The organism is Streptomyces sp. NPDC001093, assembly GCF_040298985.1.
Lineage (GTDB): Bacteria > Actinomycetota > Actinomycetes > Streptomycetales > Streptomycetaceae > Streptomyces.
Window position 1 is genome coordinate 67,312 of record NZ_JBEPBF010000025.1, and the last position, 15,636, is coordinate 82,947.

The following is a 15,636-nucleotide window of genomic DNA, read 5'->3' on the forward strand; positions in this document are numbered from 1 at the left end:
CACGGCGAAACGACGACGCGACTCGCGTACAGCCAAACCGCAGCATGTCGAGGCGGGTCAGCGGGGAATCGTCGTGCCCTTGGGCTGTCCCGTCACACTGAAGGTTGAACATGTGCCATCGGAGTGTGAGCGGGGGCGTCCGGCCCGGACGAGGCGTTCGAACCGGAGGGGCAGCGCGAGTGCAGAAGGGCTGCTCAGCGTTGATCGGGCCGGAACAGTCCGTCGATGATCCGCCGAAGTACGGCCTCCTCCTGATCGGCGCCTTCCGTCCGCTCGTACTCGGTGAGGGCGACGCCGGCGAGCGTGAACTCGTCAGTGAGTGCCCGCACTGCCCCTAGCAGCTCTTCGACGCCGAGCCCGCCGGGCTCAGGGGTGCCGACTGCCGGGAAGATCTGCGGGTCGAGGACGTCGAGGTCGATGTGGACGTACACCGCCTCGGCGCCGGTGGCACGCACCGCGTCCAGGAGCGGCCCTGGACCAGCCAGCTGCTCGACGCAGAGGTGCCGGATGCCGCGGCGCCCGACCAGGTCCTGCTCACCTGGGTCCAGTGACCGCGCGCCCGCCAGCACCACGCGGTCGGCCGACAGACTCCGCGCGGGCCGCAGGCCCTCTGGCCCGTCGCCGATGAGCGCACGCAACACCATGCCATGGAAGGCTCCGGACGGCGACGACTCCGGGGAGTTGAGGTCTGCGTGCGCGTCGAACCACACCAGCGCAAGCCGGTCCTCGAATACCGAGAGCGCAGCCTCGACCGGGGCGAGGTCGACCGCGCAGTCGCCCCCGACGATCACCGTGAGGTCGCCGGCCGGGACCTCGGCCAGTGCCGCGCGCACCGCTTGCAGATGCCGTTCCAGCACATCGGCGTTCTGTACGCCGCCCCGCGCCTTGCCGACGCCGTTGGCGAGCGGGACCGTGCGCCGCCGACCTGCAGGAATCAGCTCGGCAAGCCGAACTGCCCCCTCGCGCAGCCGAGGGGCTGTAGCCGCCCCCGATCCCTGCCACTGCGCCACCTCGACTACGTGCAGACCCGACACGAACATCTCCCCCCTGGTGATCAAAGTAGCCTATGCCCGCGCCCCGGCCGTCCTGCAAGCCGCGTCACTCAACCTTTGATGACACGAACTGCACGGTGGTCAGACTTCAACGGCACTCGGTGAAGCCTCACCAGCACAGGACATGGGTGGTCGTACGCCGACCGGTTGCCGGTGTGCGGCCGTGTCAGAGTTGGATGTCGAGCCATTCCCGGAAGGTGGGACCAGCGAGCTTGGCGTGGGGCTCGGCAGGAACTCGCCGCTGGCCGAGGACGTCGATGGCCGACAGCGTCTCGATGGCGATGCTGCTGGTGCTGGAGACACTCGCGCCGGTCGAGCGGGCGGTGTTCGTCCTGCGCGAGGTGTTCGGCCTGGACTACGACGAGATCGCCGAAGCCGTCGGCAAGAGCCCGGCTGCGGTGTGCCAGCTCGCCTACCGGGCCCGGGCGCACGTCGCCGCGCGCCGCCCCCGCGGCACCGTCTCCGCGGCACCGTCTCCGCGGCACCGTCTCCGCGGCCGAAACCCGGGCCGTGATCCAGGCCTTCCAGCAGGCGGTTGAAACCGGCGAGCTGCAGCGTCTGCTCGACATCCTCGCGCCGGACGTGGTCGCCCTCAGCGACGGGGGCGGAGTCAAGCGCGCCCTGCTGCGGCCCGTCGCGGGTGCCTACCAGGTGGCTCGCTGCCTGGCAGCCCGGTGGGACAGGCACGGCGTCGAAAGGGCGATCGAGCTGGTACAGGTCAACGGCGGCCCGGGACTGCTGGTACGGGTCAACGACGAGATCCACACCGTCATGGCGGTGCGCATCGACGACGGACTCATCACCGGCCTCTACGCCGTGCGCAACCCTGAGAAGCTCTCGCATGTGAAGCAGGAGACCACCGTGAGCCGTTGAGGCCAGCACACCGGTGCCATGAATGGCTGGCTGCGTAGGTCATCTCCAAGAACGGTTGCTTACGGCCTTCAGGAGCGCTTCACGATCACCGGCGTCCGGAATGTCGGCGGGATACAGGAACACCCGCCACGGGAGCGTACGAGTGTTGCAGGGCGTGGGGGACCGGCACAGCCGGACGGCCAGGACGCCGGCAGTGGTTGCCCTCGGTCAGCGGTTGGTGGGGCTCAGCAGCGTGGCGGCCGCGGCGATGAAGGCGACGGATGCTTCCTTGGCCGCGTGCCGCCGGGCGTCCAGCTCGGTCCGGTCGGAGGCCTTGCGCAGCGCGTACGTGGCATCTGCGGCCTGCTGGGCGGGGCCGGCCAGCTCGGGGACCAGGATCTGAAGGCGGATGTGGGGCGCGGTGATTGCCGCCCGGGTGTCGTGGGATCTCGTCTGGGCCTCCAGCTGGTGCTCGGTGCCTGCCTCGGTCAGGGCCAGGCGCTCCCGGTGGAACATCGCCGAGCGGTGCGCGTCCAGGGCGGCCGCGAAGTCGGTGACGGCATCGAGCTGGTCCTGGCGGTGGCTGTCGGCGCGCTCCTCGGCCCGTGCGGTGCGTGCCGATCGGTGCTGGAGGAGTCCGGCGGTCAGGGCACCGGCGAGGGTACCGAGCACGGCAACGATCGAAGGCCATATGGACATCAGGTGTTGGTCCTCTCGGGTAGTCGGTTTCAGTCCGCCACCAGCAGGCAGAAGAGGATCAAAACACGCACTGATGTGTTCCGTGCCATGCTGCAGTCGCTGCGTCGATTCTGTGCGTTGGAGTGAAGTCAGCGGCCCTCCAGCAGCCTCGGCTTGCTACGGAGCCGTCTCGAACTAGGCAGGGGGCGCGACCGGGAGACCGCCGGCGCCGGGGCCGATCAAAAGGTCGACCAGGTGTTGGACACGGGCATGGACCGCCTTCACGAGGTGATCGCGGGCAAGCTCGGCGGCGACCCCGCGCTGGAACGGCCCTGAAGGGTGGGCCGGATAGGCTCGCGCCGGTTCGGCTGCGGCTGTCTCGACCGCTCGCGCGCGGCCCGTACGACGCTCCGGTTGGTTCCCTGACCCGCGGACATCGGCGCACGCCTCCCGTCCGTGTGCCTACTGCACAGCGCTTGCACGAGGTGCAAGGCCCACCGACCGCCGGCCGAGCGGCACGGCATGGCAGCGCGCCGCTACCAGCACCCACGCCAGCGGAAGCTAACGACGGCCTCGGTCGAGCCGGTTGAACAACTCCTCGAGCGGCGCGCCGATGTCCTGGCCGAACCGGGTAAGGCCATAGGTGACCTGGGGCGGCGTCGTCGGCTCGACCTCCCGCCAGACCAAGCCGTCCTGCACCAGAGCGCGCAGGGTCTGGGCGAGCATCTTCTCGCTGATGCCTTGGATGCTCTCGCGCAGCTCGTAGAACCGCAGGTCGCCGCCGCGCAGGGAGATCAGCACCCAGACGCCCCACCTGCTGGTCACGTGGCTGAGTACATCGCGCGCGGGGCAGTGGGTGTGAAACACCTCATACCGCTTCCCCGACTCGGCCTGCGTCAGCTGCGTGCCTTCCCTCATGTCCGGAGCTTACCTTCAGGTAGGTCCTTTCGAAAAGTAAGCCATTCTCCTAGCGTCATTGCCGCAGTACACAACGGACAAGGAGCTGATCGTGATCGTGGTGACCGGGGCTACCGGAAATGTGGGCCGGCCGTTGACGCGTGCCCTGACCGAGGCGGGCGAGCAGGTGACGGCGGTGTCGCGGCACGCGGCGGCGGTGCCGGACGGCGTCCGGCACATGGCGGCAGACCTGGCCGAGCCAGCGAGCCTCACTCCCGTGCTGGCAGAGGCGCAGGCGCTGTTCCTCCTGCTGTCCGGCGACCTGCACGCCCCCGGAGCCAGGCCGACCGACATCATCGGCTTGGCCGCGGCCAGTGGGGTCCGGCGGGTCGTCCTGCTGTCCTCGCAGGGCGTGGCGACCAGGCCGCTCGGCCCGTCGCGGGTCTCGATGCGCGCGGTGGAGGACGCGTTGCGGGAGTCCGGCCTGGACTGGGCCATCCTGCGGCCGGGGGGCTTCGCGTCCAACGCTTTGGCCTGGGCGGAGTCCGTCCGCATGCAAGCGACGGTCGCCGCGCCCTTCGGCGACGTCGGGGTGCCGGTCGTCGACCCGGCGGATATCGCCGAGGTCGCGGTGGACTGCCTGCTGGACGACCGGCACACCGGCGGGGTGTACGAGCTGACCGGGCCGGAGGTGATCACGCCGCGTCAGCAGGCGGAGACCATCGCCACCGCGCTCGGCTCGCCGGTGCGGTTCCACGAACTCACCCGCCACGAGGCCAAGGTGGCGATGACCCGGTTCGTGCCGGCGGAACTCGCCGACGACACCCTGGACATCCTCGGCGCCCCGAACCCGTCCGAGCTGCGGATCAGCCCGGACGTGGAGCGCGCCCTCGGCCGCGCCCCGCGCCCCTTCACCGACTGGGTCGCCCGCAACATCGCCGCTTTCCGCTGAGACAAAGCTGCAGCGCCCGGCCCGGTCCCGCGCGGGCGACCACCGGATGTCGGCGAAGGCGGGGCGCGCCCGGCGAGCTCGCGTCCCCCCAGCCCGCAGCCGGCTCTGCACGTCCGGGCGCTCGTGCACGGCGTGCAGGGTTCGGGCGAGCAGGCAGGCGGTGGTCTCCCCCGCCCGTGGCCGGCACGGACAGAATCTGATCGAGTACCTCCGTGTCCTCAAGCGGGCGGCTCGTCGGCAGTAGCCATCACCAAGGACAGCAGGTCGTCCCCTGACGCCCGGCGCGCCTGAAGGCGCATGTCTCCCGACCAGTCCACGGCAGTCCCCTGCGCGCGACGAGATCCGTACAACCAGAGGCCTGATCACGCTTCACTCCATCCACAACTATTGACAATTGCTCCGTCTTCCTCCCGCCACAACCCATGTTCCGACCTGCACAGACCAGCGCTCGACGAACTCCGCCGTCGTCGTCGTTCAATGCGGTCCCAACCAAGACTTCCGCCGCCTCGCCCTCTGCCGAGCGGTCACGCAGAGCCCGCTCCACCGTCTCGGCCACCACGTCGTCGGCACTACTGAGGGTTTTTGGTTCGGGGTGACGGTGATCTCGGCGGTGGGTGTATGCCTGGGGGATGCGGTATCCCGATGGGAGTGGTCTGACCGCGGAGCAGCGGGCCCGGCGGGAGCAAGTGCGGTTCGAGGCCGCCGAGTTATGTGCGCAAGCGCTGTCGCCGCCGCAGGTCATGTGGGAGTTGCGGTCTCTCGGCATGCCCGCTGGCGGGACGGCGGTGTGGAGGCCCTGCGGTCCAAGGGGCCGTCCGGGCTTCCGTCACGGATGAAGCCGGAGTGGCGGGCCTGGCTGGCGGTGGAGCTGGAGAAGGGGCCGTCCGTGCACGGCTGGACGGAGGACTGGGGCTGGACGCTGGCTCGGGTCGCCACCGTGATCGCCCGGCGCTTCCACGAGCGCTTCGGCCAGGCACAGAGCTGGAGCATCCTGCGTCAGATGGGCTTTCGGTGCAGGTACAGGTGCAGGTGCGGCGGAGCCACCGACCCCACACCGGCATCGGGGACCGAACACCAGCCAGCTGCGTCACCTGGTTCTGTCTCTTTGGACGGCATCGTGCCCGGATGAGGGTCGCCGCGACGTGGAGAGGGACCTGGTAGGCGATGGTGTCCTCGACCGGCCGAGTGCCGCGAGCACGAACGTGACGCTGATGAGTAAGGCCAGGCGCCGAACTTGCCGACGCCGACCGGCTGCCAGCCGTGCAGCTGGTAGGGGTAACGCCAGGCGCCCACAGAAGTGGCGAGGTTCTCCGCCACCCATAGGAAGAAGCCGATCAGGACGAATGACAGCGCCAGCGGCATGCTCCGCTGTACCCCGCACACCGTGAAGCGTACGGAAGTGCCCGCCGTGACGGCCGCGAGGAGCCCAGCGGCCCGTGGCCGGTAGCGGCACAGCTCCAGGTCGAACAGGTGCCAGGCCCGGCAGACGTAGCTGCCGACGGCCGCGTAGAGGAAGCCCCCGTACAGGGGGACGCCCGCGAACTTCAGCACGGCTGGTTCCGGGTAGCTCCACGAGCCCTGCGAGACCTTCACCAGCTCGGACGCGAGGCCGATGACGTGGCAGGCGCTGAAGACGGCGACGTCCCGTCCGCTCTCCCAGCCGCGCCGCCAGAACAGCAGCGTGAGCAGCACGCCGTAAGCGACGAGCAGGTCGTAGCGGGCCACCGGCAGCCGTGGCAGCAGTTTCGATGCCGTCTCTCCGGACAGCAGGGCGATGGCGAAGGCGCAGGCCCGGGTCTGGTTCCAGGCGAAGTCGAGTAGCTGGCCGATCTGGGAGGCCGGGGGAGCAGCCGGTTTTGTAGTGGGCATGATGAGAAGAGAGAACGCAGGTCTCTCCCCGTCGGTTCGTCGCCCCTTGACCACCAGTACTTTCCTGAGTTTCCGTAACCGCACGGCCTGCTCGGCTTCACGGACACCCAGCCATTTCGGATTTGTGCGTCGGGGAGCAGTGGGCATCGACCTGCCCACAGGTGGTCATCCAGGCAGACGGCCTGCGGATCAACGTCATGCTCAAGGAGGCGTGGCGGGCGCGCGAGTCAGATCCGCTGAAGGGAAAGGCGCGTCTGGGGTGGGCGTGGCTATGAAGCGTCGGCGTAGGCGAGGTGGGTGCCGCAGACGGTGCAGCGGAAGAGCATGGCGCTTGCGCCCTGCCCGAGGTGGGTCAGGAAGTTCTCGAGCTGGGATGCGTCGTGCCAACCGCCGATCCGTAGGTCGGTTCGAAGCTGGTCGAGTGCGTCGGGGTGGGCGGCGAGTTCGGTGTATCCGACCTCGCCGATGAAGGCGGCCGCGTCGTTGCAGTGGACGAGCCAGTGCGGATCCTGCCAGGCGTGGAAGCCGGGGGTGCGTCGGGTGACGTGCTCCAGGGTCTCCTCGCTGACGCCGTCGAGCCCGTATGAGTCGGTGAATGCGCCTTCGAATCGTTCAGCGGCGCTGCCGTCGGCGATGCACCAGGGGCAGAACGGCCCGTTGACGTCCTGGGCTGTGTAGAAGGTCGCGGTGTAGATCCACCCGGTGCTGCGCTCGCAGCAGGCGCAGGTCTCGGCGCTCTCGCGGATGGATCCGCTTGCGACGGGTTCGGGGTGGTAGCGGAAGGAGGGCAGGTTGGCGCTCACTGATGAGCCTGCCTGTGCAAGGAGAGAGCCGCGTCGACGCGGGTGGTCTGCGTGTCGGTGGGCACGCCTGTGGACCTCATGGGTCGCAGTCTGTCCGCAAGGAGTCCCGTGATCAAGCGGCGAGGCCAAACCGCTGCTGGTCCGGGGCGGGGTAGAGGCGTTGGTGTTCGCGTGCGGCGTGGAAGCGCCAGTAGGGATCGAGGTCGCCGTTGGAAACGATGGCGCGCAACCGGAGGACGGTTTCGGCTCCGGGCAGGCCTCAGCGGGCGCCGGTGATATCGAGGCGGTCGGCGATCAGGTGGCGACGGCGCCCTCCACCGCGCCGGTGGCGATCGGCCCCGCCGGTCGAGCGCGGTGTCGTAGTGGAGCTCATCGAGGTGGCCGGTCTGGTAGCGATGGCAGGCGTCGAGGGTCTCGCGCCGGACGGCTGACAGGTGTTCCCGTTTGGCGTGGGCGGTCATCTCGGCGGCGGTGCGAACGGCGTGGCCCGAGAGGATCGCGGTCAGACGGGGCCCGACCAGTCCTCGGCCTCGGTGGTGCCGGGTTCGTGGAAGGCGTGGGCGGCGGCCCAGTGAGCCGGCGGTAGTCGGTCAGCCAGAAGAGGGTGCGTTCGATCACCTACCTGCGACGCCCTAAGCGATCGCTGGACTCGATGCCGTTGCGGGCGATCCGCACTCCGATCCGCTTGCCGCGCAACTGTTTCCGCGGGTCGGCCCGGCCGTACGTTTTGTCGGCGTGCAGGCGTTGGGGCTCAAAGGCGATCCACGGGACCAACCAGGAGATCAGCCAGTGCTGCTCGAGTGGAACCGCGGCGGCGGGCGCAGGAGTTCATGCCTGGGCTCCTGTTGGATCCTGCCGCGCAATGAGCACGCCGGGGATGCGACCCCGTACCGCATGCCGCACCCGCCCTTCGGGCGTTCGGTATGTTTGACGGCAACGGCTGCCGTTAGATATCGGCAGCAGGGGCCCGCCGGGGGCCCGCCCCTAGCCGGTCAGGGCGCTCGCCGTGCTCGTCGAGCTGTGCGGCAGGCGCTCACACGCCTGGGTGCCGTACCAGCGCCACTCAGTGAGTCGTGGGCGATCGGGGAGGGCGGTGCGTCCAGTCGCCCACAGCAGGATCTCCCAGACGTCACAATCAATGACGACATGGGGAAAGAGCTTCTTCAGGACCCGTTCGCACAGCTCCCTTGGTGGCGACCACTCCAGATTCAGTCCCTGAGCGATGTCGTGGGTGTGCACGAGGGTCTCAACAACGCCCATTGCGGCAAAGCCCTCCGGGTCCGAAGGCCCGAAGACATGGTATGCAACAGCAGTCGAGGGGGCAGTGCTCAGGACGGAGGCGAGCAGACCGCCACACGCTTCCAGGATGGTCAGGAGGCCTTCGGGGCCCGAGGCGCGGTCAATGAAGATGACATTTGCCGGCCCACCGCTGCGGTCACTGCTCGTCCGGAACGGCAACACCGTGGAGATTGGCGGCTTGGTGAGCCCGAACCTCGCGGCGTAGGTGAACAGGTCATCGGCCAAATGCTCGAGCGTCTCCCAACACGTCCACTCAAGCGTTCCCGCCTTGGCCTCCCACGCCTGGGGATCTGCATCCCGCAGGGTGTCGATGGCCAGAGTGACGACCCAGCGTACGTCCTCTCCGCCGACCGCGGTCTTTGCGCTGTGCATGCGGAGGATCGTAACAACGGCCAACGTGGGGCGTAGTCCGGCCGGCGCCGACTACCCGGCTGAACCGTCCCGCCAGGCGCCCCAGGAGGGCCTTGCACGTGCCCCGCCAGCGCACAGGACCTTCCGCCGGCGAGGTCACGATCTGCAACTGGAGTGCTGGAGGCGGTGGTGTTCAGCTGCCGAGGGCGAGGTGGATGCCGAAGCCGGCGATCGCCGTCCCGCCACCGATCCAACCCCCGTCAGGGACCGTGTCAACGCCTTGCGCTGCCAGTGGCGCCATTCAACTGGATGACGCAGCGTTACCGATCGCAGAAGTTGGGCCAGAACCGAAACCCGCGAATTAAACCAGGGCCACCCAGCCCGACGGCTGCACCACCCGCCAGGACGTCCTGGCCCGCGACGGCAGGAGCGTCCAGGAGAACGCCGACCACTGCCAGCCCGCCTCCGGCACCTGGCACTCCGTCTACGACGACACCACCGTCACCGACGTCGCTAAAAGCCACCATCGACCACATGAACCTCCCTGGCCGAAGCCTGGCGCTCCGGCGCCGACGCCTGGAACGCCGATCAGCGCAAGGCCTTCGGCAACGACCTGACAGGCCCCCAGCTGCTCATCTCCTCGAAGTCCGCGAACTCCTCGAAGTCCGACAGCGGGTCGGCCGACCGGAAGCCCACCAACCACGCCTTCTGGTACACGTACGCCGAGGACTACACCCACATCAAGTCGATCTGGAAGCTGACCACCACCGACAAGGTGTAGACAGCCCTGCCCTCGATGCTCGACACCTGCAGCAACTGACCCGCCCTCTACACCGGCCCGCGCCCACCGGGCGATCCCCCGGTGAGCACGGCTCTGCATGGGGCGGCAGGATTCGAACTTGCTTCGTGTTCAACGCACAGCGCCCCCGCGTGGCCATTGAGGCGCGGGGGCGCTGGGTGCTGGTGGGTGGTTGTTACCGGTAGTTCGTTAAATCCGGAGGTAGAGGTCAATGCCGTGTCCGTTGGTGACCGGGTCGATCACGGCCTGGAGTTGGGAAGGTGGGTCGGTGTCCGTCCAGGCTCGCCACCATCGGTTGAGGGCGACGGCTGGGGTGAGCCAGGAACGGATGGCGCGTAAGGCCCTGGGCCAGCAAGGCGGTTGGGGCCGGTGGGGCAAGGCTGGGCCCCTCTCTGGCTCCATTGGTCCCAGCAGAAGGAGAAGGCGCAGTTGACCAGGGTCTGGTGGCGGCGGATGGCGCGGTCGGAACGGACTTGGAAGTCGGCCCAGCCGAGTTCGTCCTTGATCTGTTTGTCGCTCTTCTCGATCCACGGCCGCAGGCCGTAGAGGCGGACGATCTCGGCGAGGTCGGTCGGCGGGTGCGGGCGGGTGCGGGCGGGTGCGAGCTGGTGGTGGCGTGGGGTGCGTCGGGGCGGGGCAGGTTGGTGGCCAGGTACCAGGTGGCCTTACTGGCCCAGCCACTGCCTGCCCACGTGCGCGGTGGCCGTGCCGTCCTTGCGGTCTCCGGAATCGTCGATCACGATGATCCCGCCGTCGTGCGGAGCCGTCCCCGGCTTCTCGCGCAGCAGTTCAAGCCGCCGGTCGTTGACCAGCTCAGCCTCCCAGGGTGACTCGGACAGGAAGAACTGCAGCCGCTGCACCCCAGGCATCCCCGCACCCGCCCCCGGTTCCGCACCTGCCGGGCAGGTGATCGTCTTGTTCCGCTCCCGCGGCGCCAGCAGCCCGGTCAAGTGCTCGCGAAACCCTCGCCGCTGGGCCAGGCTGAACTAGATGTCGTCGAACCGGATCACGTAGTTCTCCAACGGCCCCGGCGCGGGCCGACACGGACGACAAGCAGTCATCTTCAGCCCCAAGCAAGGCAGTTGAGCTTGTTGACTCCTCGCAACGGCCTACGGCCAATCCGACCTGCCGTCAACCCGCACCGCCACCCGATTCAACGAACTACCGGTTACCGGTAATGGGACCTGCTCGGTCGTAGAGACTCGGTGCTGGGCTTCCCGGCCCGACCAGGACGCACAGCGGCGATCCGCCAACTCGTCCTCCAAGCCCCCGCCCGGTGATCGCCCGGATGCTCGGCCACAACGACGACATCACAGCCCGGCTCGCTGAAGCGGCCGGAGGGACCTGGAAACGCTGTGCCCGCTGGGATCACGCACGGTGGCCCGCGCTCAGCGGCGGAGTGGGAAGCCGGTCACGCACGACCTTCGTCGTCCCTCAGGTACGCTCCCGCACGCGCCGCAGCCGCAGCGGCCTCGGCGGCTTGGTCTGCGGCGGCTTCGTCGATGTGGTCGCCGGTGGTCAGCAGGCGGTAGTAGAGGGGGGCTGAGACAGCACGGATTACCTCGTGGATATCGGTGCCCTCGGGCACCTCGCCCCGGTCGATGGCCTGCTGGACGCAGGGTGCCCACTCCTCGACGCGGATGTCGTAGAAGCGGTGCAGGGCCTCGGCTGTCTTCGCCTCGCAGGTGGCGGCGGCGATCACTGCCTTGAACAGCGGTCCTTGCCGCGGGTCGGCCAGGGTGCGCTGTACGAGACGGGCGTTGGCTTTGAGGTCGCCGAGCAGCGAGCCGGTCTCGGTCCGTGGCAGTGACTGCTCGGCCATGTCCGTCAGCAGGTCGGCCACCAGGCTGGTCACCGTTCCCCAACGGCGGTAGACGGTGGTCTTGCCCACCTCGGCGCGGCGCGCGATGTCGGCGAGGTCCAGGTGCGCAAAGCCATGCTCCGCCAAGGCGTCCCCGGTCGCCTGCAGGACCGCCGCCCGCACCCGTGCTGTGCGCCCTCCGGGACGGACGGTCCCCGGATCTGTACCCTCAAAGCCCATAACGGGACTCCAGTTTCGTTAATCAGTCATGCCTGCTATGTTGAGGACACGCTAACGGAACTCCAAGCCCATTAGCCAGGTAGGCGACGAGAGAGGAACAGTCATGGAATACAGGCGGCTGGGTGCATCCGGCCTCAAGGTCCCCGCCCTGAGCCTCGGCGCCGGCACCTTCGGCGGCCAAGGGCCGCTGTTCGGTGCCTGGGGCAGCACCGATGCGCAAGAAGCACGCCGTCTCGTGGACATCTGCCTCGACGCCGGGATCACGATGTTCGACACCGCCGACGTCTATTCCGGCGGGGCCTCCGAGGAGGTGCTGGGCGAAGCGATCAAAGGCCGCAGGGACCAGGTGATCGTGTCCACCAAGACCAGCCTGCCGATGGGCGACGGCCCAGGCGATGCGGGCTCCTCTCGTTCCCGCCTGATCACCGCATGCGAGGATGCCTTGCGCCGGCTCGGCACCGACTACATCGATCTCTTCCAGCTGCACGCCTTTGACGCCGGCACGCCGATCGAGGAGGTCCTGTCCACGCTCGACGATCTCGTACGAGCAGGGAAGGTCCGCTACGTCGGCATTTCCAACTTCTCCGGCTGGCAGGCGATGAAGTCCCTCGCGATCGCCGAGAAGTACGGCCACCCGCGCTATGTCGCACATCAGGTCTACTACTCCCTCATCGGCCGCGACTACGAATGGGAGCTGATGCCCCTCGGGCTCGATCAGGGCCTCGGAGCCCTCGTCTGGAGCCCGCTCGGCTGGGGACGGCTCACCGGCAAGGTCCGCCGCGGCCAGCCGCTGCCGGCCAGCAGCCGACTGCACCGCACCGCGGACTACGGCCCGCCGGTCGAGGACGAACACCTCTACCGCGTCGTCGACGCCCTCGACGAGATCGCGCAGGAGACCGGCAAGAACATTCCACAGATCGCCATCAACTGGCTGCTGCAGCGACCGACCGTCTCCTCCGTCATCATCGGCGCCCGCAACGAGGAACAGCTTCGCCAGAACCTCGGTGCCATCGGCTGGACGCTCACGCCCGACCAGATGGCGAAACTCGACGCGGCGAGCGGCAGGACAGCGCCCTACCCGTACTTCCCTTACCAGCGCCAGGAAGGCTTCGCCCGCCTCAACCCACCAGTTGTCGCGCCGCGGCCTGCTGCATGACATCGGCGTCAAGTAGGAGAAGCGGGCGTGTCGTTCACCGGTCACCGCATCCTCGCGTCGGTCCTCTCTCCATGGCCTGATCTTCGTAGATCACATGCCATTAGCTCCGCAGCTGTACTGGGCGGCGTTTTCGTTGCGTGGGGGAGATGTTGCGCGGTGCCGAGGGGCGCCCTCATCTCCGCCACAGGTGGGCGTACCTGCGGTTCCCTTGATCCAGGGTGTCGGTGCCCGCGGGTGGGTTGCCGCCGATGCGGGTTTCGGCTGCCGAGCGTCCTGATCCGTCACGCTGTGTCGAAGTCCGACCGGGGCCGGACCTCCACGACGAAGTCCGCATCCTCCATCTGGCCCGCCTCGTCGTGCCAGAGGAAGACGCGCACGTGCATCGCGTGGTGAAGGCCGGTCCTCTCCCATTCGGTCATGAGGTCGGCGACGATGCGGCCGATGGCGTGTTTGGCGCCTTCGTCCGTGTCGGCGGCGGTGATCACGCCGTGCCATTGTTCGGGGTCGCTGCCGTAGGGGCGCCAGCCCTCGGACCCGTGCGGCTCGAACACCCGGTAGGTCCAGTCCGTATTGGTGTTCATAACACCGATCGTGTCACCGCAAGGAGCCTCATGCGCCGTATCGGATCGACGCCCGCCGAGCGCGGGTCCGTCGGAGCGAACAACTGCCCGGATGTCGTGGAGCGGGACGACGGCGACTTCTTTGTGATCGGGAGGCTGCATCTCCTGACCGAGCCGGAGGCGGAGCGAATGAACGAGCTGGGCGTCTCGATCGGTGAGGGTGAGTCCCTGGTCTTGGTGCCGCGCGACTGCATCCTGGCCGCCGCGAAGCAGCTGGCGTTTGAGGGGGTCGCCGGGCCGGGTGGGACGTAGCGGCCGGGGTCACCGGTCGGAGCGGGGCGGCCACAGGCCGTTCAGGAGGCCGGGTCGGTGGTCCTTCGCCGGGTCTCGCGCAGGTGGAGATGGACGTACCGGGCGAGGGCCAGCGCGTCCTGCGGCTCGTCGGCCTGGAAGGAGACACGGCGCAGCAGTCGCACGCCGTCGAGCGCCACACCCTCGCGGGCCAGGACGAAGAGGCAGGTGAGGAGGGCGGAGCGGCCGTTGCCGTCGTCGAAGGGGTGGAAGAAGCAGACGTCGAGGAAGGCGCGCGCGGCCCGGGCGGTCAGCGGCACGGGCCGGGCGGCGTCCTTCGCGCTCTCGGCCAGGCAGGCGTCGAGGCGGGCGCGGGTGTCCGGGCCTATGCCGTACCGTTCCCGGCCGCCCTTGGCGAAGGCGGCCAAGGTGCGCAACGGCGGCGGCCCGGGCGTGCCGAGGACGTGTCGTTGCCAGCCCTGGATCAGGTCGAAGTCGAGCCGGGCGCCGCGCGCGGCGTCGGCCCGCATCAGCTCCAAAGCGGTGAGCAGGCCCTGTCCGCGGGCGGGGTCCAGGATTGCGTCGAAGGTGCGGATCTCCTCCGCCGCTCCGTCGCGGGACGGCGTCACTGGTCCGTCCCCGGTGCTGTCCTGGGCCTCCTGCCACGGCACGGCTTCCCGCACCGCGAGCCAGCGCTCCAGGTGGTCGGGCAGCGGCGACTCGGCGGACCGGGCGTCCGCGTGCGGCCGCACGGAGGCCGCGAGCCGCTCGGCGATGTCCTCGACCAGTACCGGGTCGGGGCCGGTCCAGCTCTTGAACCGGCCGCCGATCGCCCGGTCCACCAGGTGCTCGGCGTCGTCGGCCGCGACGCCCCAGCGGGTGAGGAACCAGCTGAGTACCTGATGGCAGTGCCCGTACCAGGCGCTGCCGCAGCCGGTGCGGTCGGTGACGTGCAGGATCAGGTTGTGGGCGGTGCGGTCCCACAAGATCCGCTGGTCGTCGATGTCGGCCAGGTCCAGCGGGTAGGCCTCGAATCGTGTGGCCAGGCTCTCCAGCCACTCACGCCACTCGCGCAGCGCCGCGGTCACGCGATCGAGGGTCTCGTCCGGGGTGGTGACCGAGTGCTGGGGGCAGCACCAGCTGCCGACCGGACCCCCGTCGAAGTCCCCTTCGTCGTGCGCCCACCGCCAGCCGGCGACCCAGGGGCCGTAGTGCTCGGCCAGTGCGTACGTCATGGCGTCGGACCATGGTCTGGCCTCGTCCCAGCTCCATTGGTGCAGGGCCCGGTCACACGGTGGTACGTCGGGGCGTCGGGGCACCCGCCCGGCCGGTCTGAGCGATCTCACCACCCGCGCCGCCGATTCTCTGTCGAACGGATGACGGGCGGGATCCACCTCGTCCCAGGTCAGATTGCGGGGGGACATCTCCGTGATCACCGCGCAAGTTTCTCCGCCCACCAGCACCGGTTCAACCCGATTACCGATCGGTTGCCCGAACCCGTTTGAACCGCGCCCCCGGCCCCCGGCGGCTTCGTCGAGCGGGTCGCGGCCACCGCACGCTGCGCCGCCCACGCGGGCGTGTACCTCCTGCCCGTCGACCGTTCCCGCTGCCCCCTCAGCACCTGCCTGATCGCCGCGACCACCCGCTCATCGGCCCGCCCCCCGCCGCTCCCTTACTGCCCGGCCGTCCACCAGCCCCCCCCAGGCCCTCGCTGCGGTAGCGGCCACGCATGCGCCCTGCCGTCGCCACCCTCGCCGACCAGCCCCGCCGCCGCCAGCAAACTCGACGCCGACCTGTAGGCATACAACAGGGCGTTGTCGTAGCCGGGGGCCAGTCCCCAGCCCTCCCAGTCGAGCAAGGCGGCGTCCTGGGTGAGGTTGGCGGCGTGGAAGTCGCCGTGTGCGCAGTTCCAGTCCGCGATTCGAGGGGCGGGCTGGCCGGTGTATTTGGGGACGGCGCGGTCGATCCATTCCGGCCGTACGGCCGGTGGGCGTCGCGGCGATGGCGGACAGAGTGCTGCGGATCATGCCGAACCA

General features: G+C 69.1%; 12 protein-coding genes and 6 pseudogenes. 6 read left to right on the forward strand and 12 right to left on the reverse strand.

Translation table 11 applies throughout. The annotated features are described in order from the left end of the window. Window positions 1–194 precede the first annotated feature (194 nt). Complete coding sequence (locus tag ABT288_RS15585) at window positions 195–1,034, reverse strand: arginase family protein (RefSeq protein ID WP_351607242.1); 840 nt, start codon at window positions 1,032–1,034, stop codon at window positions 195–197. A gap of 275 nt (window positions 1,035–1,309) precedes the next feature. Here ABT288_RS15585 and ABT288_RS15590 point away from each other — a divergent pair. Next, window positions 1,310–1,925, forward strand: a pseudogene (locus ABT288_RS15590) (sigma factor-like helix-turn-helix DNA-binding protein); the annotation flags it as partial. A 207-nt stretch (window positions 1,926–2,132) separates the two neighbouring features. Here ABT288_RS15590 and kilB read toward each other — a convergent pair. After that, window positions 2,133–2,603 (reverse strand): plasmid transfer protein KilB, encoded by a 471-nt coding sequence (gene kilB / locus ABT288_RS15595; protein WP_351607244.1) that lies wholly within the window; start codon window positions 2,601–2,603, stop codon window positions 2,133–2,135. 153 nt (window positions 2,604–2,756) lie between these two features. Here kilB and ABT288_RS15600 point away from each other — a divergent pair, with 153 nt between their 5' ends. Continuing rightward, entirely contained in the window at window positions 2,757–2,918 is a 162-nt protein-coding gene (locus tag ABT288_RS15600; RefSeq protein ID WP_351607247.1) for a hypothetical protein, read from the forward strand. A gap of 225 nt (window positions 2,919–3,143) precedes the next feature. On the opposite strand, the gene ABT288_RS15605 is transcribed toward ABT288_RS15600, so the two are convergent. After that, window positions 3,144–3,500, reverse strand: a complete 357-nt coding sequence (locus ABT288_RS15605) for a winged helix-turn-helix transcriptional regulator (RefSeq protein ID WP_351607250.1) — start codon at window positions 3,498–3,500, stop codon at window positions 3,144–3,146. Between the two features lie 91 nt (window positions 3,501–3,591). On the opposite strand from ABT288_RS15605, the gene ABT288_RS15610 reads away from it, so the two are divergent. Together ABT288_RS15610 and ABT288_RS50210 are read left to right on the forward strand one after the other, a co-directional pair. Continuing rightward, window positions 3,592–4,431 carry an SDR family oxidoreductase gene (locus ABT288_RS15610; protein WP_351607315.1) on the forward strand — a complete coding sequence of 280 codons (840 nt, stop codon included), beginning with the start codon at window positions 3,592–3,594 and terminating at the stop codon, window positions 4,429–4,431. A 629-nt stretch (window positions 4,432–5,060) separates the two neighbouring features. Further along, a pseudogene (locus ABT288_RS50210) lies at window positions 5,061–5,479 on the forward strand (winged helix-turn-helix domain-containing protein); the annotation flags it as partial. A 39-nt stretch (window positions 5,480–5,518) separates the two neighbouring features. Here ABT288_RS50210 and ABT288_RS15620 read toward each other — a convergent pair. From ABT288_RS15620 to ABT288_RS15650, 7 genes and pseudogenes are all read right to left on the reverse strand, one after another. Then, window positions 5,519–6,300, reverse strand: a pseudogene (locus ABT288_RS15620) (DUF817 family protein). A gap of 269 nt (window positions 6,301–6,569) precedes the next feature. Next, window positions 6,570–7,103, reverse strand: coding sequence for a CbrC family protein (locus ABT288_RS15625; RefSeq protein ID WP_351607252.1), 534 nt, complete (start codon window positions 7,101–7,103; stop codon window positions 6,570–6,572). Between the two features lie 112 nt (window positions 7,104–7,215). Continuing rightward, window positions 7,216–7,674 (reverse strand): annotated as a pseudogene (locus tag ABT288_RS50215) (ISKra4 family transposase); the annotation flags it as partial. After that, window positions 7,644–7,859: pseudogene (locus ABT288_RS50220) on the reverse strand (IS5/IS1182 family transposase); the annotation flags it as partial. The pseudogenes ABT288_RS50215 and ABT288_RS50220, both read right to left, overlap by 31 nt. Window positions 7,860–8,087: 228 nt before the next feature. Next, on the reverse strand, window positions 8,088–8,774 hold the full coding sequence (locus ABT288_RS15640; RefSeq protein WP_351607255.1) for a hypothetical protein: 687 nt from the start codon (window positions 8,772–8,774) through the stop codon (window positions 8,088–8,090). 986 nt (window positions 8,775–9,760) lie between these two features. Further along, a pseudogene (locus tag ABT288_RS50225) lies at window positions 9,761–10,613 on the reverse strand (transposase). A 350-nt stretch (window positions 10,614–10,963) separates the two neighbouring features. Then, the gene (locus tag ABT288_RS15650) at window positions 10,964–11,593 is read right to left on the reverse strand and encodes a TetR/AcrR family transcriptional regulator (RefSeq protein ID WP_351607260.1); all 630 of its coding nucleotides are present in this window, start codon (window positions 11,591–11,593) and stop codon (window positions 10,964–10,966) included. Between the two features lie 103 nt (window positions 11,594–11,696). On the opposite strand from ABT288_RS15650, the gene ABT288_RS15655 reads away from it, so the two are divergent. Further along, the gene (locus ABT288_RS15655; protein WP_351607262.1) at window positions 11,697–12,749 is read left to right on the forward strand and encodes an aldo/keto reductase; all 1,053 of its coding nucleotides are present in this window, start codon (window positions 11,697–11,699) and stop codon (window positions 12,747–12,749) included. A 281-nt stretch (window positions 12,750–13,030) separates the two neighbouring features. Here the strand turns inward: ABT288_RS15655 and ABT288_RS15660 are convergent, their stop codons facing one another. Beyond that, a complete protein-coding gene (locus tag ABT288_RS15660) occupies window positions 13,031–13,330 on the reverse strand; it encodes a hypothetical protein (RefSeq protein WP_351607264.1) in 300 nt (99 codons plus the stop codon). A gap of 30 nt (window positions 13,331–13,360) precedes the next feature. Between ABT288_RS15660 and ABT288_RS15665 the strand changes: the two genes are divergently transcribed. Then, window positions 13,361–13,621: a hypothetical protein gene (locus tag ABT288_RS15665; RefSeq protein WP_351607266.1), complete on the forward strand. Its 261-nt coding sequence runs from the start codon at window positions 13,361–13,363 to the stop codon at window positions 13,619–13,621. Window positions 13,622–13,662: 41 nt separating this feature from the next. Here ABT288_RS15665 and ABT288_RS15670 read toward each other — a convergent pair whose 3' ends face one another. Continuing rightward, complete coding sequence (locus tag ABT288_RS15670) at window positions 13,663–14,835, reverse strand: Fic family protein (RefSeq protein ID WP_351607269.1); 1,173 nt, start codon at window positions 14,833–14,835, stop codon at window positions 13,663–13,665. Window positions 14,836–15,636 lie beyond the last annotated feature (801 nt).